Origin of the sequence: Actinomadura latina NBRC 106108 (assembly GCF_001552195.1) — a bacterium.
Classification (GTDB): Bacteria; Actinomycetota; Actinomycetes; order Streptosporangiales; family Streptosporangiaceae; genus Spirillospora; species Spirillospora latina.
Map to the genome: position 1 here is coordinate 301,113 of NZ_BCQS01000011.1, position 21,395 is coordinate 322,507.

The 21,395-nt window shown below is 71.3% G+C and carries 24 protein-coding genes; 12 read left to right on the forward strand and 12 right to left on the reverse strand.

Annotation, left to right across the window (positions count from 1 at the left end):
* Positions 1–159 precede the first annotated feature (159 nt).
* Positions 160–852: a ferritin-like domain-containing protein gene (locus tag AL2_RS17340; protein ID WP_067634875.1), complete on the forward strand. Its 693-nt coding sequence runs from the start codon at positions 160–162 to the stop codon at positions 850–852.
* Positions 853–977: 125 nt separating this feature from the next.
* Here AL2_RS17340 and AL2_RS39205 read toward each other — a convergent pair whose 3' ends face one another.
* Positions 978–1,247, reverse strand: coding sequence for a metal-sensitive transcriptional regulator (locus AL2_RS39205; RefSeq protein WP_067634876.1), 270 nt, complete (start codon positions 1,245–1,247; stop codon positions 978–980).
* A 177-nt stretch (positions 1,248–1,424) separates the two neighbouring features.
* On the opposite strand from AL2_RS39205, the gene AL2_RS17350 reads away from it, so the two are divergent.
* Together AL2_RS17350 and AL2_RS17355 are read left to right on the forward strand one after the other, a co-directional pair.
* The gene (locus AL2_RS17350; protein ID WP_067634877.1) at positions 1,425–1,751 is read left to right on the forward strand and encodes a rhodanese-like domain-containing protein; all 327 of its coding nucleotides are present in this window, start codon (positions 1,425–1,427) and stop codon (positions 1,749–1,751) included.
* A 24-nt stretch (positions 1,752–1,775) separates the two neighbouring features.
* Positions 1,776–3,140, forward strand: a complete 1,365-nt coding sequence (locus AL2_RS17355; RefSeq protein WP_067634878.1) for an MBL fold metallo-hydrolase — start codon at positions 1,776–1,778, stop codon at positions 3,138–3,140.
* A gap of 114 nt (positions 3,141–3,254) precedes the next feature.
* Here AL2_RS17355 and AL2_RS17360 read toward each other — a convergent pair whose 3' ends face one another.
* Complete coding sequence (locus AL2_RS17360; RefSeq protein WP_067634879.1) at positions 3,255–3,644, reverse strand: DUF302 domain-containing protein; 390 nt, start codon at positions 3,642–3,644, stop codon at positions 3,255–3,257.
* 216 nt (positions 3,645–3,860) lie between these two features.
* On the opposite strand from AL2_RS17360, the gene AL2_RS17365 reads away from it, so the two are divergent.
* Positions 3,861–4,229, forward strand: a complete 369-nt coding sequence (locus AL2_RS17365; protein ID WP_067634880.1) for a thioredoxin family protein — start codon at positions 3,861–3,863, stop codon at positions 4,227–4,229.
* Between the two features lie 16 nt (positions 4,230–4,245).
* On the forward strand, positions 4,246–4,521 hold the full coding sequence (locus AL2_RS17370) for a metal-sensitive transcriptional regulator (RefSeq protein ID WP_067634983.1): 276 nt from the start codon (positions 4,246–4,248) through the stop codon (positions 4,519–4,521).
* Positions 4,522–4,577: 56 nt separating this feature from the next.
* Here AL2_RS17370 and AL2_RS17375 read toward each other — a convergent pair whose 3' ends face one another.
* Genes AL2_RS17375 through AL2_RS39215 form a run of 3 tightly spaced genes read right to left on the reverse strand, consistent with a single transcriptional unit; the run spans position 4,578 to position 5,520 of the window.
* Positions 4,578–4,895: a DUF202 domain-containing protein gene (locus AL2_RS17375; RefSeq protein ID WP_067634881.1), complete on the reverse strand. Its 318-nt coding sequence runs from the start codon at positions 4,893–4,895 to the stop codon at positions 4,578–4,580.
* A complete protein-coding gene (locus AL2_RS39210; protein ID WP_067634882.1) occupies positions 4,892–5,299 on the reverse strand; it encodes a YidH family protein in 408 nt (135 codons plus the stop codon). The genes AL2_RS17375 and AL2_RS39210 overlap by 4 nt, the downstream gene beginning before the upstream one ends.
* The gene (locus AL2_RS39215) at positions 5,296–5,520 is read right to left on the reverse strand and encodes a hypothetical protein (RefSeq protein ID WP_245666700.1); all 225 of its coding nucleotides are present in this window, start codon (positions 5,518–5,520) and stop codon (positions 5,296–5,298) included. The genes AL2_RS39210 and AL2_RS39215 overlap by 4 nt, the downstream gene beginning before the upstream one ends.
* 249 nt (positions 5,521–5,769) lie before the next feature.
* On the opposite strand from AL2_RS39215, the gene AL2_RS17385 reads away from it, so the two are divergent.
* Complete coding sequence (locus tag AL2_RS17385) at positions 5,770–6,375, forward strand: TetR/AcrR family transcriptional regulator (protein WP_067634883.1); 606 nt, start codon at positions 5,770–5,772, stop codon at positions 6,373–6,375.
* Between the two features lie 60 nt (positions 6,376–6,435).
* On the opposite strand, the gene AL2_RS17390 is transcribed toward AL2_RS17385, so the two are convergent.
* Entirely contained in the window at positions 6,436–7,107 is a 672-nt protein-coding gene (locus tag AL2_RS17390; protein ID WP_067634884.1) for an ArsR/SmtB family transcription factor, read from the reverse strand.
* A 166-nt stretch (positions 7,108–7,273) separates the two neighbouring features.
* Between AL2_RS17390 and AL2_RS17395 the strand changes: the two genes are divergently transcribed.
* Entirely contained in the window at positions 7,274–8,635 is a 1,362-nt protein-coding gene (locus AL2_RS17395) for an MFS transporter (RefSeq protein WP_245666701.1), read from the forward strand.
* Between the two features lie 78 nt (positions 8,636–8,713).
* Here the strand turns inward: AL2_RS17395 and AL2_RS17400 are convergent, their stop codons facing one another.
* The 6 genes from AL2_RS17400 to AL2_RS17425 form a co-directional block, all read right to left on the reverse strand.
* Entirely contained in the window at positions 8,714–9,448 is a 735-nt protein-coding gene (locus AL2_RS17400) for a spermidine synthase family protein (protein ID WP_067634885.1), read from the reverse strand.
* A 292-nt stretch (positions 9,449–9,740) separates the two neighbouring features.
* The gene (locus AL2_RS17405; RefSeq protein ID WP_083946609.1) at positions 9,741–11,636 is read right to left on the reverse strand and encodes a chloride channel protein; all 1,896 of its coding nucleotides are present in this window, start codon (positions 11,634–11,636) and stop codon (positions 9,741–9,743) included.
* Between the two features lie 100 nt (positions 11,637–11,736).
* Positions 11,737–12,954 carry a Na+/H+ antiporter NhaA gene (nhaA, locus tag AL2_RS17410; protein WP_067634886.1) on the reverse strand — a complete coding sequence of 406 codons (1,218 nt, stop codon included), beginning with the start codon at positions 12,952–12,954 and terminating at the stop codon, positions 11,737–11,739.
* An 88-nt stretch (positions 12,955–13,042) separates the two neighbouring features.
* Positions 13,043–14,317 carry a cation:proton antiporter gene (locus tag AL2_RS17415; RefSeq protein ID WP_067634887.1) on the reverse strand — a complete coding sequence of 425 codons (1,275 nt, stop codon included), beginning with the start codon at positions 14,315–14,317 and terminating at the stop codon, positions 13,043–13,045.
* 222 nt (positions 14,318–14,539) lie between these two features.
* Positions 14,540–15,877 carry a glycoside hydrolase family 6 protein gene (locus AL2_RS17420; protein ID WP_067634888.1) on the reverse strand — a complete coding sequence of 446 codons (1,338 nt, stop codon included), beginning with the start codon at positions 15,875–15,877 and terminating at the stop codon, positions 14,540–14,542.
* A 327-nt stretch (positions 15,878–16,204) separates the two neighbouring features.
* Positions 16,205–16,750 (reverse strand): cation:proton antiporter domain-containing protein, encoded by a 546-nt coding sequence (locus AL2_RS17425; RefSeq protein ID WP_083946611.1) that lies wholly within the window; start codon positions 16,748–16,750, stop codon positions 16,205–16,207.
* A 197-nt stretch (positions 16,751–16,947) separates the two neighbouring features.
* On the opposite strand from AL2_RS17425, the gene AL2_RS17430 reads away from it, so the two are divergent.
* The 5 genes from AL2_RS17430 to AL2_RS17450 all read left to right on the forward strand — a co-directional run bounded on the left by AL2_RS17430 (position 16,948) and on the right by AL2_RS17450 (position 21,391).
* Complete coding sequence (locus AL2_RS17430) at positions 16,948–17,358, forward strand: ArsR/SmtB family transcription factor (RefSeq protein WP_210748131.1); 411 nt, start codon at positions 16,948–16,950, stop codon at positions 17,356–17,358.
* 79 nt (positions 17,359–17,437) lie between these two features.
* A complete protein-coding gene (locus AL2_RS17435; protein WP_067634889.1) occupies positions 17,438–18,256 on the forward strand; it encodes an alpha/beta fold hydrolase in 819 nt (272 codons plus the stop codon).
* A 2-nt stretch (positions 18,257–18,258) separates the two neighbouring features.
* On the forward strand, positions 18,259–18,750 hold the full coding sequence (locus AL2_RS17440) for a hypothetical protein (RefSeq protein ID WP_067634890.1): 492 nt from the start codon (positions 18,259–18,261) through the stop codon (positions 18,748–18,750).
* Positions 18,747–19,571: an arsenite methyltransferase gene (gene arsM / locus AL2_RS17445; RefSeq protein WP_067634891.1), complete on the forward strand. Its 825-nt coding sequence runs from the start codon at positions 18,747–18,749 to the stop codon at positions 19,569–19,571. Before AL2_RS17440 ends, arsM begins: the two co-directional genes overlap by 4 nt.
* Positions 19,572–20,389: 818 nt before the next feature.
* Complete coding sequence (locus tag AL2_RS17450; protein ID WP_168444677.1) at positions 20,390–21,391, forward strand: serine/threonine-protein kinase; 1,002 nt, start codon at positions 20,390–20,392, stop codon at positions 21,389–21,391.
* The last annotated feature ends 4 nt before the right edge of the window (positions 21,392–21,395 follow it).

Sequence of the window (21,395 nt, forward strand, 5' to 3'; positions counted from 1 at the left end):
ACCTCCTGGGTACGCGGCGGCAGCCGCCGCCCGGCAGGGACCAAAGGCTGTTCCCGAAGCTCCATACGGCCTCCACATGCTCCACATCCGGGCTGCAGAGCGCAGGGGCACCTTGAAGGTGACAGCGAAAGGGACTGGGAAGAAGAGGGGAGAACGGTCATGAAGCGCATCGGAAAGACGGCCATCGCGCTCACCACCGGCGGCGCGCTGGCGCTGGGCGGGATCGCCGTCGCGGCGCCCGTCCTGGCCGGGGCCGGACCGGGCGGACCCGGCGGACCGCCCGCGGCGAGCCAGACCGCCGAGCCGCGCCCGCCGGGAGCCGGCGGCGGGGCGGGACAGGGCCTCCACCACGGCATGGGGCAGTTCCAGCGCGGACCCGGTGACAGGGCCTGCATGAATCTCACGGCGCCCAGCGGTACCGTGACCGCCGCGCAGAAGACGGCTCTGGCCGCGCAGGCGGAGGAGGAGAAGCTCACGCACGACCTGTACACGGCGTTCGCCGCCCGGTACGACGCGCGCGTCTTCGACCAGATCGCCAAGGCCGAGAGCAACCACCTGAGCGCGGTCCGCACGCTGCTCGACCGGTACGGGATCAGCGATCCCACCGAGGGCAAGAGCGCCGGGCAGTTCGCCTCGGCGGACGTCAAGGCCGAGTACGACCGGCTGCTGGCCCAGGGGTCGGCGAACGAGCGGGCCGCCCTCCAAGCCGGCGCCGCCGAGGAGAAGGCGCAGATCGCCACGCTGAAGCAGTCTGCGCAGGGTGTCAAGGCGGCGGACGTCAAGCAGGTCTACGACCGGCTGATCGCCACCTCGCAGCGGCACCTGTCCGCCTTCCAGTCGTGGGGGAACTGAACACCGCGAACAGCGGCCGCACCGCCGCCCGCCCCCCGGCTGGACGGGCGGCGAACCCGTCCCCGCACATGCCGCAGGCTGCGGTCCTCCGCAGGCCGCTGGGCCGCAGCGCCGGCGCGGCCGGGTTAGGCGAGGCTCAGGAAGAGCTTCTCCAACTGGGCACGGTCGAGCCGGACCTGGTCGGGGTCCGTGCCCTCCAGGACGCACTTCTCCAGGCCCGTTGCGATGATTTTGAATCCGGCCCGGTCCAGCGCCCGCGAGACCGCCGCCAGCTGGGTGATCACGTCCTTGCAGTCCCGCTCGTTCTCGATCATCTGGATGACGCCGCCGAGCTGCCCCTGCGCACGCCGCAAGCGTGCGAGGACGTCGGCCAGCGAGTCCGCCTCGAATTTCACGTCGCCCTCCTCATGCCCGCCAGGGTATAAGGCGCCCGCTGACCGGCCGGCCGGACGGGGGCCGGCCACCGAGTCCGCTCCGCACGCACCGGATACCCCTTGGGGTATTTGCACATCGTCCCGGCCTTCGGATACGCTGTTCGTCAGATACCCCCAGGGGTATATGAGAGGAGAGAGATGGGCAGTGAGGTCGATGTCCGGGCGTTCGCCGCCGCACACGCCGACGGCGCGGTGGTGGTGGACGTCAGGGAGAGGCACGAGTACGCGGGCGGCCATGTCCCGGGCGCCCTGCTGATGCCGATGGGCGAGGTCCGTGCGCGGCTGGCCGAGTTCAGGGGACACCGTCGCGTGTACGTGATCTGCGCGTCGGGCAACCGCAGCCTGCTCGCCGCCCGGTGGATGGCGGCGGCCGGCATCGACGCCCGGTCGGTGGCCGGCGGCACCGCCGCGTGGATCCGGGCCGGCGGTCCGGTGGTGCACGGGCTCCGCGACAACGCCGCCTGACGAGCTGGAGAGAGAGGCAGTCCAATGATCGAGATCATTGCGATCGACACGCCCACGCTGGGGGACCGCAGCTACCTCGTCACCGACGGCGAGGTCGCTTTCGTGGTCGACCCGCAGCGCGACATCGACCGGGTGCTGGCCTTGGCCGAGCAACGGCACGTGGTGATCCTCGATGTCTTCGAGACGCACATCCACAACGACTACGTGACCGGCGGGCTCGCGCTGGCCCGGGCGACCGGGGCCGCCTACCACGTCAATGCCGCTGATCCGGTGGCCTTCGAGCATCACGCGGTGGCCGACGGCGACGTCGTCGACGTCGGCGCGTGGATGCGCGTGCGCGTCCTGGCGACCCCGGGCCACACCTTCACGCATCTGGCCTACGTCCTGGAGGCTCCGGGAAGGGCGCCCGCGGCGTTCACCGGCGGTTCGCTGCTGTACGGATCCACCGGACGGCCGGATCTCCTCGGGCCGGCCCACACCCACGACCTCGTGACCGCCCAGTACGGCTCGGCGAACCGCCTGGCGCGCGAGCTTCCCGACGACGCCGAGGTCTTCCCCACCCACGGGTTCGGCAGCTTCTGCTCGGCCACCCAGTCGGCGGCCGAGGCGTCCACGATCGGGCAGGAGAAGCGCACCAATCCCGCGCTCACCCTGGACGAGGAGGAGTACGTGGAGAGCCTGCTGGCCGGGCTGGACGCCTGGCCGGCCTACTACGCCCAGATGGGACCGGCCAACAGCGCGGGCCCCGGGGCCGCCGACCTGTCGGAACCGCGTCGCGCGGACGCCGCCGAGCTGCGCCGCCGCATCGAGGCCGGGGAGTGGGTCGTCGATCTGCGGACCCGCACGGCGTTCGCGGCCGGGCACATGGCGGGGACGCTCAACTTCGGGCTGGACGGAAGCTTCGCGACCTACCTCGGCTGGCTCGTCCCGTGGGGTAGGCCGCTGACCCTCCTGGGGGAGACGCCCGAGGACGTGGCCGCCGCGCAGCGCGAGCTGGTCCGCATCGGCATCGACCGCCCGGCCGCGTCGGCCACCGGCGGCCCGGAGCGCTGGGCGGGCGGGGAGCGCCTGGCCTCCTTCCCGAGGGCGTCGTTCGACGAGCTGGCCGCCGTCCGGCACCACCGGCCGGTCGTGGTGCTGGACGTGCGCCGTGCCCTGGAGTGGGACGAGTCGCACATCGGCGGCGCCGTGCACATCCCGCTGCAGGACCTGCCGCGGCGCGTGGACGAGGTCCCCGGCGGCGAAGTGTGGGTCCACTGCCAGGGCGGCTACCGCGCCGCCGTGGCCGCCTCGTTCCTGGCCGCCGCCGGGCGGCGCGTGGTCGCCATCGACGACGAGTACGACGCCGGCGTCCGCGCCGGCCTCCCGGTCGTCGCGTCCGCAGCCTGAGTCCCGGACCGATCCGACCGCCTGGATCACGGCCGGCCGGACCAGAGGCCGCTCACCGGCGGGGACGCGGAACACGCGGCCCCGCCGGCTCGGGTGCGGCGATGACCGGCGGGCTCAGCGGGGCAGGGATTCCAGTGCCGCGGTGAGCCTGCCGGCCGCATCGTCGGCGACCGGCGCGAGGCCCGGCTGCTCGCTCACCGTGGCCATGACCTGCGGGTCCAGTGCCTCGACGATGGTGTCGTCACCCTCGGACCGGACGACGACGTTGCAGGGCAGCAGGAGACCGATCCGCCGATCGACCTCCAGCGCCCGGTGGGCGAGCGGCGGGTTGCAGGCGCCGAGGATCAGGTAGTCCTCCATCGTCTCGCCGAGCTTCTCGTCCAGCGTGGCGCGCACGTCGATCTCGGTGAGCACGCCGAATCCCTGCTCCTTCAGCGCCGCCCTGACCTGCTCGACGGTCTCGGTGAACGGCCGGTGCAGCCGGACGGTCATGCCGTAGTTCATCGAACTCTCCCCTCGTTCGTTCTCAACAGCCCGGGGCGGGTACCCCAGGATCGGTTCTGCCCGGGCAGGCTCTGTGCACGTGTCGGGATGGCCGGTGATGCACACCCCCTGGTGGCTTCCACAATACCCCTACGGGTATGAAGGATGAAGGAATCAAAGGGGCAGCGTGCTTGTTCTCATACCCGTACGGGTATCCAAACCGCAATGGAGGCGGCGATGGCCACGACCGAACTGACGCGCGAGAACTTCGAGGACGTCCTCGGCGGCAACGACATGATCCTGATCGACTTCTGGGCCGGCTGGTGCGGGCCCTGCCGCTTCTTCGCACCCGTGTACGAGCGGGTCTCGGAGAAGCACGCCGACATCGTGTTCGGCAAGGTCGACACCGAAGCCCAGGAGGAACTGGCCGGTGCCTTCCAGATCTCCTCCATCCCCACCCTCGTGATCATCCGTGACCGGGTCGTGCTGTACGCCCAGCCCGGCGCGCTGCGCGAGCCGGACCTGGAGAAGCTGATCGAGGAGGCGCGGGCCGTGGACATGGACGATGTGCGCCGGCGCGCCGCCGAGCAGCGGCGCAGCGCCTGAGAAGGAGACGGCGAAGATGGAGTTGGACGAGGGATCCCTGGCCGAGGTCGTCGTGCGGCTCCGGCGCGCCCAGGGGCAGATCGGCGGCGTCATCAAGATGATCGAGGAGGGCCGCGACTGCGCCGACCTGATCAACCAGCTCGCCGCCGCCTCGCGCGCTCTCGACCGCGCCGGTTTCAAGATCATCGCAACCGGCCTGGAACAGTGCGCGGCACGTGAGGGCGACGCGGGGACGGAGCAGGCCGAGACCGACCGGGCCCAGCTGGAGAGACTGTTCCTCACGCTGGCCTGACGCCGCCGAACGACCTGCCGGGACCGCTGGCGTCCCGCGCGGATCCCGGCAAGCGGTCAGGGCAGCGGGAACAGGCTGCCGGACGCGAGGAAGACCGTCGCGAGCGCGACCGCGGACACCACGGTCACGGCGACGGTGATGAGCAGCAGGGCGCGGCGCCGCGCGTGCTCGGCCACGCGTCCGGCCGGACGCGACACGCGGCCCAGCAGGTAGACCAGCGCGCTCATGCCCAGGACGAGCCCGCCGACCACGGGTGCGGTCTTGAGCATGGCGCCGCCGACGGCCGCGAAGGAGACGGCGGTGCGGAACCAGGCCAGCTCGGTGCGTTCCCGGGCCAGGCCGGGATCGAGGTCTTCGACGTCCTCGGGGATCAATCGAGGGCCTCCGACAGCAGGACGAGCACCGCGGCCGCCACCGCGACCGCGGCGATGGTGATCGCGAGGATGCGGGGGAGCGGCGAGCGCGGCAGGGGTTCCCCGCGGCGCAGCGCATGCTGGTTGCGGTCCCACTCGACGAGGCCGCCGATGGACAGGACGGCGCCGAAGACGATCAGCGGCACGGCCAGCAGGTGCCGGCCCCAGGGCAGCCCGGGGAACGGCGGCAGCAGCTGCCCGACGGCCAGCCCGCCGATGACCAGGGCGAGCGCCGTGCGGTTCCACGCCAGGAACGTCCGTTCGTTGGCCCAGGTGAACCGCGCGTCCGGCTCGCTTTCGGACGGACGCTCCGGTTCGCTCTCCCCGCCTTCGGCCTCGTGAGAGGCGGATGGGCCCCCGCTCACGCGGCCGTCCGGACGTGGCAGAAGACGCCGTCCGGCCTTCCCGAGTTCCGGCCCTCGCCGTCGTTGGCGGGGATGCCGGCGAGCCGGTCTTCGGTGATGTCCATGGGTGCTCCTAGACGAACATGGTTCTGCGCCAGCGCCGCCGCGGCGGCCTCCAGCAGTGCCCAGCGGTTGCGCCGGACGTCGCTGCGTCCGTGCGGGACATCCGGGTGTGCCGACACGTCTCTTTACTAGCAGAGGCCGTAGGCGCCGGCCCCGTCGGCCGGTGCCGGCGGGAAGGGAGCTTCCGATGGCCCGCATCGGCAGGCGCCCGGGTGAGTCGACCACCCGGGCGGTGATCCCGGCGGCAGCGGCTACCTCCTGAAGACGTGTGTTCCGGTCGTCCGGCGGGGGGTCCGCCGCGGTGACGGTAGATTCGTGTCAGCCGACGTGCCGACGCGCACGAACCCGACGACCGCCGGAGGACCTAGATGACCGTCCGGTCACCCGGCTTCGGCCGGGCCCGCCAGGACGGACGCGAGCGCGTCCGCTCCCAGTTGCTCGACACGGCGCTGCGCCTGTTCGCCGAGCACGGCTACGTCGGCGTGCGCGTCGAGGACATCGCCAAGGAGGCCGGTGTCTCGCGCGCCACCTTCTACAAGCACTTCGCCGAACGCGAGGAGATCCTGGCCGAACTGTTCGCCCGGCTGGTCAAGGACCGGCCCGTGCCGACGCCGCCGGGCACGGACGCCGAGGCGCTGCGCCGCGTCCGCGAACTCCTCACCACCACCGCGGGCCGGATGGTGGCCGACGAACAACTGGCCAGGTTCGTCTACACACTCCCGATCCGGCACGCCGCGCTGCTCGGCGAAGGCGCCCGCCCTCCCGTCATGGAGCAGGTGGAACGGCTCATCGAGCGCGGCGCCGCCGCCGGCGCCGTACGGACCGACATCCCGCCCACTCTCATCACCGCGCAGATCGCCCGCACCTTCGAGGCCGCCATGCGCGACTGGGCCGAGGACCGGGCGTCGGACGCGGCCGAACACCTGGCGCTGCTTCTCGACCTGTCGTTCAACGGAGTCCGGCCCACCGGATGACCCGCCGGAATGCCCCTCGGCCCGCCGCGAGCCCCTGATGCGCGGCCGGTGCGGAATCGGTCACGCCAGGTCCCCGGCATCGACGGGCATCTCGGCCAGACGCCACTCCAGCATGCCGTCGTCAAGGCGGATCGCGCGCCGGCCGCGGTCGGTCAGCAGCCGGACCGCGTCGTAGGCCAGCACGCAGTACTCGCCGCGGCAGTACACCACGATCTCGGTGTCGGCGGGCAGTTCGTCGATCCGGTCGGCCAGTTCCCCGACCGGGATGCTGACTGCACCCGGTATGTGCCCGGCCAGGTATTCGGTCACCGGCCGCACGTCCAGCACCACCACGTCCCCGGCGCGGGCGCGCAACTCCTCGCGGCCGATCTCCGGGCCGCCGTCCTCGCCCAGATAGGCGTCCCGGGCGGCCGGGACGGCGGGCTGGTGGGCGTCGGTGACCTTGCGCAGCAGTGCCAGCAACTGCGCGACGTCGTCGCCTGCCAGCCGGTAGTGGATGCGCACCCCCTCGCGGCGTGCGGTGACGAATCCGGCCTGCTTGAGCGTCTGCAGGTTCGCCGACGCCGTCGTCAGATTCAGCCCGGCCGCCGTGGCCAGCGCCTCCACGGTCCGCTCGCCCTGAGCCAGCAGATCCAGCAGCTCCAGGCGCTTTCCGCTGGCCAGCGCCTTCCCGCCGACCGCGAACGCCTCGTACAACTGCGCCTTGGAGCGCGCGGTGGTGCTCTCCGCCATGACATCCTCCATATATCCATAGAATAGTGTAGTTGATGGTGAGTGCGGTGACCGCAAGCCGCCTCTGTCCGACCCTGAACCCTGGAGGACCCCATGGGCTGCGCCGATGCCGACGAGCCATGACCGCCGCCGGCCTCCCGGACCACGGGCCTCAAAAGGACACGACGTGAGCACTCCCGCCCGAACCCCAGAGGCCGGCAGGCCGGTGCGGCTGGGGCTGCGCGAGAACTGGCCGCAGTTCACGCTGCTGGTGATCGTCAACATCGCCGTCGGCGGCCTGGTCGGGCTGGAGCGCACCACCGTCCCGCTGATCGGCAGCGAGATCTTCGGGCTGACCAGCGACCTGGTGGTGTTCTCCTTCATCATCGCCTTCGGCGTCACCAAGGCGTTGACCAACCTGGCCGCCGGTGCGCTGACGGCCCGGTTCCGCCGCAAGCAACTCCTGCTCGCCGGCTGGCTCCTCGGCATCCCCGTGCCGTTCGTCCTGGCCTGGGCGCCGTCCTGGGGCTGGATCATCGCCGCGAACGTGCTGCTCGGCGTCAACCAGGGCCTGACCTGGTCGATGACGGTCAACATGAAGATCGACCTGGTCGGCCCCGCCCGCCGCGGGCTCGCCACCGGGCTGAACGAGGCCGCCGGATACGTCGCCGTCGGCGCCACCGCGCTCGCCACCGGCTACCTGGCCACCGCCCACGGCCTGAGACCCGCGCCCGAACTCATCGGCGTGGTGTTCGTGGTCGCCGGTCTGGGACTGTCGCTGGTCGTGCGTGACACCGCCGCACACCTCGCCCTCGAACTCGCTCAGCACCCCAAACCCGCGCCGGCCGCGGAGCCGACCGGGCCGGCCACGGAGCCGACCGGGCTGGCCACGGCGTTCGCGCTCACGTCCTGGCGCGACCGCTCGCTGCGCGGCGCCAGCCAGGCCGGACTGGTCAACAACCTCAACGACGGCCTCACCTGGGGCGTCTTCCCCCTGCTGTTCACCGACCACGGCCTGGGCCTGGCCGCCGTCGGCCTGATCAAGGGCCTCTATCCGATCCTGTGGGGCCTCGGGCAGATCCCCACCGGCCACCTGGCCGACCGCATCGGCCGCAAACCCCTCATCGTGACCGGCATGCTCGTCCAGGCCGCCGGATTCGTCCTCGCCCTCGCCCTCCTGAACTGGCCGCTGCTCGCGGGGATCCTGTCGGCCGTCGCGCTCGGCATCGGTACCGCCATGGTCTACCCCGCGTTGATCGCCGCCGTCTCCGACCACGCCCACCCAACCTGGCGCGCCAACGCCCTGGGCACCTACCGGTTCTGGCGCGACATCGGCTACGCCGCCGGCGCGCTGATCGCCGGCATCCTCGGCGACACCCTCGGCCTGAACTCCACCGTCATCGCCGCCGCCGTCCTCACCGCCGGCTCCGGCCTCCTCGCCGCCCGCTGGATCACCGACCACCACACCACGACCTCGCACAAGACGGATCAGGTGCCGGCGTCGTTGACCGGCCGCCGACTCAGTCCGCGCACTCGCAGGGGGCGGTGAAGCCGAGCACGCCCGCGCCGGGCGCGAAGTGGACTGCGCGAGCGTGGTCACCGGCTCCGAGCAGGCGCTGCTGCGCACCTACCTGCCGGGCCCGTGGATCGGAGTGCGTGCGACGTAGACGGTGTTGGCCGCCGTGCTCCCCTGGACGGGATTGGGGAACTCCACGACGTGAGCCGTCACGTCCGCGAAGACGTCACCGAGCACGGCGGTGAAACCGTCGTCGGGCGGATCGTTCGACCAGAGGGCGAAGACACCGCCGGGATGCAGCTGCGCGGCCAGTCGGCCCAGCGGCCCGGGCAGGTAGAAGGAAGCGTGCTGTGGATTCAGGACGTGGCGCGGCGAATGGTCGATGTCGAGCAGGACCGCATGGAAGCGGGCTCCCGGCCGCCGCGGGTCCAGCCCGTCCTGCGATGAGGCCATCGCGAAGAAGTCGCCCTGCTCCAGCCGGCAGCGCTCATCGGTCGTCAGCCGTTCCCCGAGCGGCACGAGCCGCGCCCGATGCCATCCGATCACCTCGCCGAGGGCTTCCACCACGACGAGTGAGCGCACGCGGGGATCGTCCAACGCGGTGTGGGCGGTGTAGCCGAGCCCGAGCCCTCCGACGACCACGTCGAGAGCCTCACCCGGCGCGGCGTCCAGGCCGAGGCGGGCGAGTTCGATCTCCCCGGCCGTCCACAGGCTGGACATCAGGAAATCGTCATCGAGCTTGATCTCGTAGACGTCGGCGCTGAGAACGGGGTCCCGCCGCCTTCTCAGACTCACGGCGCCCATCGGCGTCGGACGCCAGTCGAGCTCTTCGAACAGTGCGCCCATGAAGTTAGGATCCTCGCGTTTCGACCGGGGTCATCGCAGCTCGGTGTCTGCGCACAGGATGCCCACCGGGAGCGGTTCTGGTCTGTTGAGACAGAAGACTCAGCGGCCCCTTTACAGCGCCGCCTGCAATATACCCTCTCGTAACCGGAGACTGCTGGCACGAGCGCGCGCGACGACGTCCGGCTCCGCTACCGGTGCCTTACCGCCAGGTACGAACGCCGGGGGCAAGACCGTCGAGATCGTCGGCCTCAACGAGCACAGCGCCCACATGCACGGCACCCTGCCGGGCGAACTAGCCGGAAGTCGCTGACCGGCACTCGTCCGGGTCAGTGGCTGGCGGTGCAACTCCCTGACCCGGGACGGCGAGCTGTTTCTGATCCGCTGACACCCGGGCGTCCGCGGTGGCGTCGGCAGGGGCGTGAAGAGCGCGGAGGACGGCTTGATGGGTGATCCAGCCGGTGAGAAGGGTGCGTTCGTCGTCCAGGACCGGCAGGCCGGTGCCGTCGGTGGTGGTCAGGATGTGGAGCGCGTCGGCCAGCGGCATGCCGGTGGTGAGCGGCGTGGGCATCTGCGCCAGCGCACCGGCGGTCGGCGGGTGATGGGCCGCGTCGGTCTGCGACTCGGCGTCGGCGAGGGCCTCGGCCGCCGCGCGTGCGGTGACGACGCCCTGGTAGGTGCCGTGGTCATCGAGCACCGGCAGCGCGCCGTGCTCGGAGAGGGCGAGCCATCGTGATGCGTCCGCCAGGGAGAGCGTGCTCGGCAGCGGCTCGGGGACGGGCTCCATCACGCCGGCGACACGGCGGGTCAGGCGCGGGTCGGCGGGCGAGACGTCCAGGTCGATGCCGCGGCGGCGGAGCTTGAGGCTGTAGACGGTGGCGTCCGACAGGCGGCGGCTGACCAGGGCCGCCACCACGATCGCGGTCATCATCGGCAGGATGATGGAGTACTCGCCGGTCAGCTCGAACAAGATCACCACGGCGGTGATCGGGGCGCGGGCGGCGCCGGCGAACACCGCTCCCATGCCGACGAGCCCGTACGCGCCCGGTGAGGTGGTGACCGAGGGGACGAGCTGGCGGACCGCCGCGCCGAACGCGCTGCCGAGCATCGCGCCCATGAACAGGCTCGGCGCGAACACCCCGCCGGAGCCGCCGATGCCGATGGTCAGGCTGGTGGCGGCCATCTTGGCGACGAGCAGCACGAGGAGGAACCCGATCACGTACTTGCCGTTCACGGCGTTCTGCAGGACGGGGTATCCCACGCCGTACATCTGCGGCACGGCCAGCAGCAGCCCGCCCAGCAGCAGCCCGCCGGCGGCCGGGCGCAGCCACTCGGGCCCGCGCCAGACGCGGTCGCACAGGTCCTCCACCCCGTACAGGACGCGAGTGAAACCCACCCCGGCGAACGCGCCCAGCAATCCCAGCACGGCGAACAGGATGTACTCGACGGGGTGCGAGACGTGGAAGTCCGGCGGTGACATGAACGACGCCGATCCGAACACGGCCCGGCCGATCACGCTGGCCGTCACGCTGGCCAGCACCACCACACCGAACGACTCGGCGGTGAAGTCGCGCAGGATCAGCTCCATCGCGAAGAAGACCCCGGCCAGCGGCGCATTGAAGGTCGCGGCGATACCGCCGGCCGCACCGCACGCGACCAGGATGCGCAGCCGGCTCTCGGCGACCCGCGCGATACGTCCCAGCGTCGAGCCGAGGGCCGCGCCGATCTGCACGATCGGGCCCTCACGTCCGACCGAGCCGCCCGAACCGATGGTCAGCGCCGAGGCCAGCGACTTGACCACCGCGACCTGCGCACCGATACGCCCGCCGCGCTGCGAGACGGCCAGCATCACCTCCGGGACGCCGTGGCCGCGCGCCTCGGGCGCGAACCGGTGCACCAGCGGCCCGTACACCAGCCCCGCGACCACCGGCACCGCCAGCACGAAGAACGGCCCGAGCCACGGCAGATGCGGATTGGCCGCGCGCCCGGCCGCAGAGTAGTCAGCGTGCCCGGTGAACAGGTGGGTGAACAGCGTGATGAGCTCACGGAAGACCACGGCGCCCAACCCGGCCCCGCCCCCGACCAGCAGAGCCAGCACGGCCAGTCCCCACTGGGTCTCGCGGACCTTGGTCACCAGGCCGCGCGCGCCCGTCTCGACCGGTATGGGGTCGCCTTCCGACGTGCCGCCCACCCATGCCCCCTTGCCGATTCGCCAGGCTAACTATTGCATTATGCAACGTGAGTCCGTCCGCCCTCGGCGAGAACGCGGAGGGGCGTGCGGGACAGATCCGTCAGCGGCCTGGATGATGGACGCGGCCGCGGCGGCGCAGCAGGACGACCGCGATCACCGAGGCCAGCAGTGAGGCGGCCAGGACGGCGGTGGAGGCGACCTCGGCGGTGGCCGTGTCGGCGGTGGCGAGCTGGGAGACCAGGAGGCTGACCGTGTAGCCGATCGCGCCCAGCATCGCGACCGGGACCACGTCCCCCCAGCCGACCCCGTTCGGCAGCGTGCCGATGCCCAGTCGCACGACCAGCCAGGTGCCGCCGAAGACGCCGAGGAACTTGCCGGCCAGCAGGCCGAAGAAGACGCCCTGGGCGAGCGGGTCGGTCAGGGCGTCGCCGAACGCGCCGATCGAGATGCCCGCCGCCGCGAGCGCGAACAGCGGGACGACCAGCCCGGCCGAGAGCGGGTGCAGCCGGTGTTCCAGCCGCGAACCCGCGCTCTCCTTCTCGCCGCCGATCGGGGCGACGGGAGTGAGCAGGCCGAGGACGATGCCCGCGACGGTGGCGTGGACGCCGGTGCCGTGGACGCAGACCCAGACCGCGACGGCCAGCGGCACCATGATCCATGGCGTGGTGATGCGGCGGCGGTGCAGCCACCAGTACAGGGCGCAGAGCAGCACCGCGAGGAGCAGGTAGACCAGGTTGACGCCGGAGGTGAACAGAAGCGCGATGAGCGCGATGGCGCCCAGGTCGTCGATGACGGCCATCGACAGCAGCAGTACGCGGACGCCGGTGGGCAGGCCGGCGCCCGCGAGGGCCAGGACGCCGAGCGCGAACGCGATGTCGGTGGCGACCGGGATGGCCCAGGCGCCGCCCTCGGCGGCGGCTCCGCGCGACACGGCCAGGGCGACGGCGGCGGGCACGATCATTCCGCCGCCCGCCGCGAACAGCGGCAGCGCGGCCGCCCGCCACCCGGACAGCTCCCCGACCGTCAACTCGCGCTTGACCTCGACCCCGGCGACGAAGAAGAAGATCGCCAGCAGGGCGTCCGACGCCCAGTGCGCCAGCGTCAAGTGCAGGTGCAGCCAGTCCGGACCGAATCCGACCTTCGCGCCCCAGACCTGCTCGTAGCCGCCGGGGGCCGCGTTCGCCCAGATCAGAGCCACTGCTGTGGCGAGGAGCAGCAGCCGTCCGCCGGTCGTCTCCTGGCGGAGGAAATCGCCGAGGGTCGTGGTCGGGCCGCGGTCATCATTGCGGCGCGACTGGTCGGACGAGGTCGGGTGCACGGTACTCCCGTCTGCGGGGTCGTCGAATGGACCGCCGACCAGACTTCCCGGCACACCTGAATTCCAGACTATCTGCTCAATGCCCGCTCTACGTTGACGGGCCGTCTCCGGCGTCGCCGGAGTCCGCCGGCGAATCAGCCGGTGCTGTGCGGCGGGAACGCTGGATGCGTGCCCGGGCCCTGCCGTGCCACGCCGGCACTTCGCGTTCGTCGTCGAAGCTGCGTGCGACGAGGATGTCGGTGGAGGAGTGCGCGAGGATCGACAGCGCGATGGTGGCACCCACGAGGTGGAAGATGTGGTCGCCGGCCGCGATCCCCGATTCCAGCACCAGCAGGCCGTAGACGACCGAGGCGAAGCCCTTGGGACCGAACCACATCACCGCGGCCTGCTCCCGCATGGTCAGCCGGGAGCGCAGGAACGACACCCAGATCGCGACCGGCCGCGCGACCACGAGAGCGAGGACGGCGAAGGCCCAGCCCGTCCAGCCGACGTCGCCGAGGAACGCGGGGGACAGCAGCGCGCCGAACACCAGCAGCGCGGCCAGCTTGAGCAGTTCGGCGACCAGCTCCCCGAACTCCTCGAACGCCTCCCGGTGGCGGTGCCCGACCGTGGCGACGGTGACGCCGGCGGCGAACGCGGCCAGGAACAGGTTGCCGTGCGTGGCCTGCGCGGTCGCGAGCACCAGCAGCCCGATCGCGACGGCGTTCAACGGCTCGTACTTGGGCGAGATCGCGAACCACCGGGTCCGCACCAGCATGATCGCGGCCCACGGGATCGCCACCCCGATGGCCAGCCCGCCCGCCAGCTCGCCCGCCAGCTCACCGAGGTGCAGGCTCTCTTCCCCTTGGGCGATGGCCAGGAACACCACCACGAACGGCAGGATGAGCCCGTCGTTGACCCCGGATTCGACGTTCAGCAGGTGGCGCAGCCGCGGCGGCACCTTCTCGTTGCCGACGAGTGCGGCGGCGAACACCGGGTCGGTCGGGGTGAGGACGGCCGCGATCAGCAGCGCCTCCACCCAGCCGAGCCCTACGAGGTAGTGCGCGAACAGGGCCGTGATCCCCAAGGTCAGCGGCAGGCCCCAGCCCAGGGCACGTCCGGGCAGCCGCCAGGCGCTGCGGAGGTCCTGCCAGCCGGCGTGCATGCCGTCGGTGAACAGGACGGCGAACAGCGCCAGCTCCGCCAGCCGGGACACGATGGCGTCCCCGGGCTGCAGCGAGACCAGGTCGGTGACGCCGTCGCCGAGCAGGAACCCGCCGACCAGGAACAGTGCCGCCGTCGACAGCACGGTCCGGTGCGCCAGGTTCGACACCAGCACCGCGAGCAGCAACAAGGCGGAGAAGGCGAGCAGCAGATTCGTCATCTGAGTCTTTCCGGGGTCGGCGACAGCAGTGCCGACCAGACTTCCCGGCTCACCAAGCCACGACCCTAACGGAGCCCTCCGGCGGCACGGTGGGCGGGCCGCGCCGCTGCCGTTGTCGGTGCCCACAGGCGGTCGTCGATGAGACCGGAGCGCCCCGGTCTGGTAGACGCCTAACCAGGCCGGGGCGCCTGGGCCGTCACACCGTGAGACTCAGTGTGCCGTTCACGATGAGGTGCAGGTGGGGCTGAGCGATGAGGCCGTACCGGTGGCGGTGAAGCCGACCTGGACGGACGCGCCGGGGGCGAGTGCGCCGTTCCACGACGTGTTGGTGACGGTGGCGGTGGATCCGCTGGTGGTCAGCGTGCCGTTCCAGAGCTGGTTGATCGAGACGCCGCTGGGCAGCGAGAGGGCCAGCTTCCAGCCGTTGATCGCCGAGGTTCCGGCGGTGACGGTGACCTGACCTTGGAAGCCGCCTCCCCAGGAGTTCACCGTCACGTAGGTCGCCGTGCAGGCGCCGTCGCCCGGCGGGGGGGTCGTGGGTGGGGTGGGGCTGGACGAGGCAGGCGGATCGGGCGCGTTGCGCGCGAGGTTGTAGGCGATGTCGGGGACGAAGGTTCCGGCCGAGTAGGCGCAGCCGTCCGCCTCACCCGGCAGCTTGACCCACAGGTAGCCGTCGATGTTCTGGTCGCCGGTGTCGAGGGTCGGGTAGGTGCCGATGCGGTGGTCGGTGTTGTCGTCGCCGCACCAGTCGCCCTGGGCGCCGACGGCCCCGCCGTTGCGGCTGGTGTCGATGACCTGGTGTTTGCCGGATATGCCCTGGGACTGCAGGTAGGAGATGATCGACCGGCCGTACGCCGCCTCGTTCGACAGCGGCTGGTAGTTCGACACGTTGGTGAAGAAGCCGTCGGCGTACTGGACACCGGCGGCCTTCAGCCGGCTGCCCTGCTCGGTGGCGGAGTTCCAGGCCGAGTGGCCGCCGTCGAGATAGACCTTCGCGTTCGGGTCGGCGCTCTTGATCGTCTGTACCGCCTGGGTGAGCGCCTGGTTGCGCGCCGCGAGCGCGGAGCCGTCCAGGCAGGTCTGCAGCGCGAGCGAGTCGGTCTCCAGAATGACGATGACCGTGCGGCCGCTCAGACCCTGCGCGAACCTGGAGATCCACTGCTGGTACTGGCCGAGGTCGGGGGCGCCGCCGGCGCTGGCGCCGCCGCAGTCGCGGTTGGTGATCTCGTACACCGAGAGTACGGGGGTCTGGTTCACCGCGCTCGCCGCGTTGACGAACGAGGAGACCTCTGATGTCACGGTGTCCGGCTTGAACACCGCCATCCAGCGCGCCTGCGGCTGGCTGGCGATCCGGTCGCGGATGACCGGCGTCCGTGCGTCGTTCGGGTTGGCCGCGACCCATCGGACGACCTGCGAGTCCGGATCGCGGTAGAGGGTGCCGGACAGCGTGCCGGCGCTCGCCTGGCCGCCGAGGACCAGGCCGGCGGCGGCGAGACAGGCGACGGCGATGGCGGCGATCACCGCTCGCCAGCGGCTGTCGACCCGCGGATGATCGGACATGACCCGTCCTTTCCGTATGAGGCGTCGATGAATGCCAGGGCGGCGCCTCCGACCGAGCCCTGGTGGGAGCCCGTCATACGCGGTGATGATCCACCGGCCGTCTCGATGGTCGGCCACTTCTCCTCCGCCGGAATGGGCGCTGCGTGGCACTCATCGGCGGCATGCAGGTATGACGCATTCGTGCATGTGACGTATATACCTGCAACACGCGCGACTGCCCAGAACGATGTGCAAGCGCCATGAAAAGTGCTGGTGACGCGCGTGAAACAGATGAAACCCGGCGCTGAACCATCCCGCTCGTCACGGCGCCACCGTGCACTCCGCGGGTCAACCCGACAGGCGGAGCGGGACGGACTTGGGGCCGAACTCCAGCCAGTTGAGCATTTCCACGTCCCCGTCCAGCGCGATCTCGGACGTTCCGTTCAGCAGGTGGCGCAGCCGCGGCGGCACCTTCTCGTTGCCGACGAGCGCGGCGGCGAACACGGGGTCGGTCGGGGTGAGGACGGCCGCGATCAGCAGCGCCTCCACCCAGCCGAGCCCTACGAGGTAGTGCGCGAACAGGGCCGTGATCCCCAAGGTCAGCGGCAGGCCCCAGCCCAGGGCACGTCCGGGCAGCCGCCAGGCGCTGCGGAGGTCCTGCCAGCCGGCGTGCATGCCGTCGGTGAACAGCACCGCGAACAGCGCCAGTTCCGCCAGCCGGGACACGATGGCGTCTCCGGGCTGCAGCGAGACCAGGTCGGTGACGCCGTCGCCGAGCAGGAACCCGCCGACCAGGAACAGTGCCGCCGTCGACAGCACGGTCCGGTGCGCCAGGTTCGACACCAGCACCGCGAGCAGCAACAAGGCGGAGAAGGCGAGCAGCAGATTCGTCATCTGAGTCTTTCCGGGGTCGGCGACAGCAGTGCTGACCAGACTTCCCGGCTTACCAAGCCACGACCCTAACGGATTCGAACGCGCTTCCCACGCCCGGGCCCGCGCGACAGGCGGCGACCCGACGGCCCGGTGATCGGCGCCGCCACGGCCGCCCAGAGTGGCTACACAATTCCACGAGGTCGTGTAATAGTGGCCTTATGGAGAACGAGGCTCTGGAGTGCTGCTTCACAGAATCTGCGTCGGCGCTGACGCCGCCGCAGATGGCGGGTAAGCCGCCGCTGGCCGAGCGGCCCCTGCTCACCCAACCTCAGGCGTCACAGCTGGTGGTGTTGTTCAAGGTGCTGGGGAACGACACGCGCCTGCGGTTGCTGCATGCGCTGCACCGCGATGGCGAAGTGCCGGTGGGGGAGTTGGCCGAGCAGGTGGGGATGCGGCCGCAGGCGGTCTCCAACCAGCTGCAGCGGCTGACGGACCGGGGCATCGTGGCCGCCCGCCGGGACGGCAACCGGATCTTCTACTCCATCGCAGATCCGTGCATTCCCGCGGTACTGGACCTGGCGTTGTGCCTGACCGAGGAAACGGCGGTGGCCGATGATGACAGAGCATGATCAACGCGGCCTGACCAAACGGCATGTCCAGGTCGGTGCGGCTCGCATCGCCTATGTCGATGTAGGAGACGGGCTGCCGGTGCTGTTACTGCACGGTTGTCCGTTCTCGTCCTTCGTGTGGCGGCGGGTCATCGCCGGACTGGGGTCGCGGTTCCGGTGCGTGGCGCCGGATCTGCTCGGCTTGGGGGACACCGAGTCCCCGCCGGATGCCGACTGGCGGCTGCCCGCCCAGGCCGACGCGGTGCTGGGATTGCTGGACGAACTGGGCTTGGGCGAGGTGGCCGTGGTCGGCCATGACCAGGGTGGCGCGATCGCCCAGCTGCTGGCCGCCGACCATCCCGGCCGGATCACCGCCTTGGTCCTGGCCGATGCGGAGGCGTACGACAACTGGCCCTCTGCGGAGGAGTTGCCGTTCGTCCGCGCCACCCAGCTGCCGGTCCTGGGCCGCGTGGTGCTGTGGGCGTGGTCGCGGCGGCCGCTGTTCCGGTGGGCGCTGGCCTCGGGGAAGGCCGTGCATGACCGGTCCGCGCTCACCGATGAGCTGGTCGACGGGTACATCGCCGCCAACCTCGGCAGCGCCCACCGGCGTGGCAAGACCCGGCGGTTCCTCGCCGCGCAGCTCGATCCCGCCAACCAGGCCCATACCGCCGCCGCGCTCGGGGGCCTCCAGCGGTTCGAGGCGCCGACGCTGATCCTCTGGGGCGCCGAGGACGTGCATTTCCCCGCCGAATGGGCCGAGCGGCTGCACCGCGACATCCCCGGCACCCAACGGAAGCCCGACCGCCTGGTGATCCTGCCCGCCACCGGCCACCTGCTCATGGAAGAACAGCCGGACCAGGTCGCCGACCTCCTGGCCGGATTCCTCACCGCGCACACCCGGCCGGCCGAAGGGGGATGACCATGCTGCTGGACGTTCTGATCATCCTGCACATCGCGGCCGGGCTGACCGCCGTCCTCAGCGGCATCGACGCGATGCGCGTCCCGAAACGGCCCGGCCGCCACCCCCGCCGCGGCCACATCTACCTGGGTGCCCTGGCCGTGGTCACAGTCACCGCGTCCGGCATCGCCATCGCCCGGCCGCACACCGCCTACCTGCTGGTCCTCGGCGGCCTGTCGCTCGCCGCCGCCGGTATCGGGTTCGCGGCCCGCCGGAGGCGATGGCACGGGTGGCTGCGCCACCACATCACCGCGATGGCGCTGTCCTACATCACCCTGCTGACCGCGTTCTACGTCGACAACGGGCCGCGGCTGCCGCTGTGGAAGCTGCTGCCGCCGATCACCTTCTGGTTCCTGCCCGCCGCGGTCGGCCTGCCGCCGCTGCTGCGGGCGCTGCACCGCCATCCTGCACCGTCCAGACCCCGAACCGCTTCCTGTGAGGAGACCGTCCCATGACCGATCCCGACACCACCAACACGGCCGCTGCTTCCGACACCAAGGACAACAGCCGGGTACGCGACCAGGTTCGAGCCCACTACGCCGCAGCCGCCCGAGCGGTCACCGCTCGCACCGGCACCGGTTGCTGCTCGACCTCACCCCAGGACGGCGACTGCTGCGCCGCCCCAATCACCTTGGACGCGGCCGGTTTCGGAGCCGCCAGGTACACCGACCACGACCGCTCGCATCTGCCCGCCGACGCGGTCACCGCCAGCCTCGGCTGCGGCAACCCCTTGGCCGTCGCCGCGCTGGACGCCGGCGACACCGTCTTGGACCTGGGATCGGGCGGCGGCATCGACGTCCTGTTGTCAGCCCGCCGCGTCGGCCCAGGCGGCAAGGTCTACGGCCTGGACATGACCGAGGAGATGCTCGACCTCGCCAGGCGCAACGCGCGCGAAGCCGGCGCCACCAACGTGGAGTTCCTCAAAGGACACATGGAACAGATCCCGCTCCCAGACGACCACGTCAACGTGGTCATCTCCAACTGCGTGGTCAACCTGTCCACCGACAAGGCCGCGGTGTTCGCCGAAACCCATCGGGTCCTGCGGCCCGGCGGACGGCTCGGCATCACGGACGTCGTCGCCGAGAACCACCTGACCCCCGCCGACCGCGCGACCCGTGGCAACCACGTCGCCTGCATCGCCGGAGCCCTCACCTTCGCCGAATACCGAGACCACCTAACCGCCGCCGGGTTCACCGACATCACCATCACCCCCACCCACCAGCTCGCCGACGGGATGCACTCGGCGATCGTCCAAGCCACCAAACCCGCGGCCTGAGCCCAGGGTCTCCGCAGGGGGCGGCCCTCTCAGCGGGGCCGCAGGGCGCGGTCACCGGTGGCAAGGATGCCGGTGGTGACGCACTGGTCACAGATCCACACGCAAGGCCCGGCAACTATGGGACGGCCCGGATCGGTGCAGCCGCAGAAGGTGCAGGCCTGGCCATGGGGATAGCACCTGCCCTGCGCTGACGACGACGGCGCGGCACCTCCCGGCGATCAACGCGAAAGGCAGGTGCCCGGTCCGGAGGTGCCTCTGACCACGGTGCGCGGCCATCTGGTGCGCGATGGCCAGCGTGTTCTCCGCGCCCCCATCCCCGACGACGCCGCCCAGCGCGCGGCATCAACGAAGTGCTAGAGCATCGCGTCAGCCGATTCGCCCACTTCGCGATCGCGGTGACCGGAACCCACAGCGTCCCCGAACCGCGCCGGGCACGGTGACGAAGGTACCCGTGCCAGGGTCCGCCGAGTTGATCCGCACCTGCGTGTGCAGCTGCTTCGCGATGCTGTCAAGGCGATCCCAGCGGATCTGCGGGACGGACGGGGGCGGTGCGTCAACGGGTGGGCCTCCTTGGCCGTCTACCTGGCAGGGGCGGTGTCGCCGTCGACAGGCTCGTCGACGTCCACTTCCGGCCGTGTGTATTGAGTCAACAGACAAGCTACTGTATACATCGACGCACAGCGCAATGCCGGGTGTGCCCGGTTCTAAAGTGATCTTGATGGTGTCTGCCGATCACGTCGCTTCACGGGCTAACCTGCCCGGACGAACGCCGACGTGGACGGCGAGCGGCGATGACGGGGCGGGTGAGCGTGGAGGCGTTGGACCGGTCTGATCCCACGCGGATCGGCGGCCGCATCACGCTGCGCGGGCGGCTCGGCTTCGGCGGCATGGGGCGCGTCTACTACGGCGTCACCGACGACCGCGAGCAGGTCGCGGTGAAGGTGATCCGCGCGGATCTCATCGACCGGGACGAGGTCCGCGAGCGTTTCGCCCGCGAGACGGAGGCGCTCCGCACCGTCCAGGGTGCGCACATCGCCTCCCTGGTCGACGCGTCCGACGCCGACGACGAGCAGCCGTGGCTGGCGATGGAGTTCGTGCGGGGCCTCACGCTCAAGGAGTTCGTGAGCGAGCGCGGCCCGCTGAGCGTCGAGCACGCGGCGGCCTTCGGCGTCCTGCTGGCGGACGCGCTGCGCGACGTCCACGCGGCCGGGCTGCTGCACCGCGACCTGAAGCCCGCCAACGTCATCCTCGGACGCGACGGCCCGATGGTCATCGACCTGGGCCTCGTCGCGTTCGCAGAGGGCCCCACCGACCTGACGACGTCCGCGGCGACGCTCGGCACGCCGGCGTGCATGGCGCCGGAGCAGGCCGTCACGCCCAAGCAGATCACTGCGGCGGCGGACGTGCACTCGCTCGGCGCGACCCTCCTCTACGCGCTTACCGGCCACTACCCCTACAAGGGCGACACCGTCGTGGCGCTCATGGCGAAGATCATCTCCGCGGACGCTCCGCCCGACATCACCGGGCTGCCGGACGCGTTCACCGGCCCGGTCGCCGCGATGCTGGCCCACGACCCGCACGCCAGGCCCACGGTGGCGAAGGCGCGGGAGGCGCTGGAGGCGCTGTGCGGCGGGGTGCTGCCGGCGGCGATCCGGGCGCTGACGCTGGCAACCTATGTGGAGCGCGAGTCCGACCCCGAGGACGTCCCGCCGCCCCGGCCGCGCCCCGTCGACCTGTCGCAGGTCGCGCCGCCGGGCTCGGTGGTGGCGCGCCTCGCCGACCGCCTCCGCACCGCCTACGCCGTGACCGCCCCCTTCTGAGAGA

Bases quoted from the DNA above. Each gene is read 5' to 3' on its own strand.
- AL2_RS17340 (WP_067634875.1), top strand. From the start codon at position 160: ATGAAGCGCATCGGAAAGACGGCCATCGCGCTCACCACCGGCGGCGCG.
- AL2_RS17350 (WP_067634877.1), top strand. From the start codon at position 1,425: ATGGGCAGTGAGGTCGATGTCCGGGCGTTCGCCGCCGCACACGCCGAC.
- AL2_RS17355 (WP_067634878.1), top strand. From the start codon at position 1,776: ATGATCGAGATCATTGCGATCGACACGCCCACGCTGGGGGACCGCAGC.
- AL2_RS17360 (WP_067634879.1), bottom strand. From the start codon at position 3,644: ATGAACTACGGCATGACCGTCCGGCTGCACCGGCCGTTCACCGAGACC.
- AL2_RS17365 (WP_067634880.1), top strand. From the start codon at position 3,861: ATGGCCACGACCGAACTGACGCGCGAGAACTTCGAGGACGTCCTCGGC.
- AL2_RS17370 (WP_067634983.1), top strand. From the start codon at position 4,246: ATGGAGTTGGACGAGGGATCCCTGGCCGAGGTCGTCGTGCGGCTCCGG.
- AL2_RS17385 (WP_067634883.1), top strand. From the start codon at position 5,770: ATGACCGTCCGGTCACCCGGCTTCGGCCGGGCCCGCCAGGACGGACGC.
- AL2_RS17390 (WP_067634884.1), bottom strand. From the start codon at position 7,107: ATGGCGGAGAGCACCACCGCGCGCTCCAAGGCGCAGTTGTACGAGGCG.
- AL2_RS17400 (WP_067634885.1), bottom strand. From the start codon at position 9,448: ATGGGCGCACTGTTCGAAGAGCTCGACTGGCGTCCGACGCCGATGGGC.
- AL2_RS17415 (WP_067634887.1), bottom strand. From the start codon at position 14,317: ATGACGAATCTGCTGCTCGCCTTCTCCGCCTTGTTGCTGCTCGCGGTG.
- AL2_RS17420 (WP_067634888.1), bottom strand. From the start codon at position 15,877: ATGTCCGATCATCCGCGGGTCGACAGCCGCTGGCGAGCGGTGATCGCC.
- AL2_RS17425 (WP_083946611.1), bottom strand. From the start codon at position 16,750: ATGACGAATCTGCTGCTCGCCTTCTCCGCCTTGTTGCTGCTCGCGGTG.
- AL2_RS17430 (WP_210748131.1), top strand. From the start codon at position 16,948: ATGGAGAACGAGGCTCTGGAGTGCTGCTTCACAGAATCTGCGTCGGCG.
- AL2_RS17440 (WP_067634890.1), top strand. From the start codon at position 18,259: ATGCTGCTGGACGTTCTGATCATCCTGCACATCGCGGCCGGGCTGACC.
- arsM (WP_067634891.1), top strand. From the start codon at position 18,747: ATGACCGATCCCGACACCACCAACACGGCCGCTGCTTCCGACACCAAG.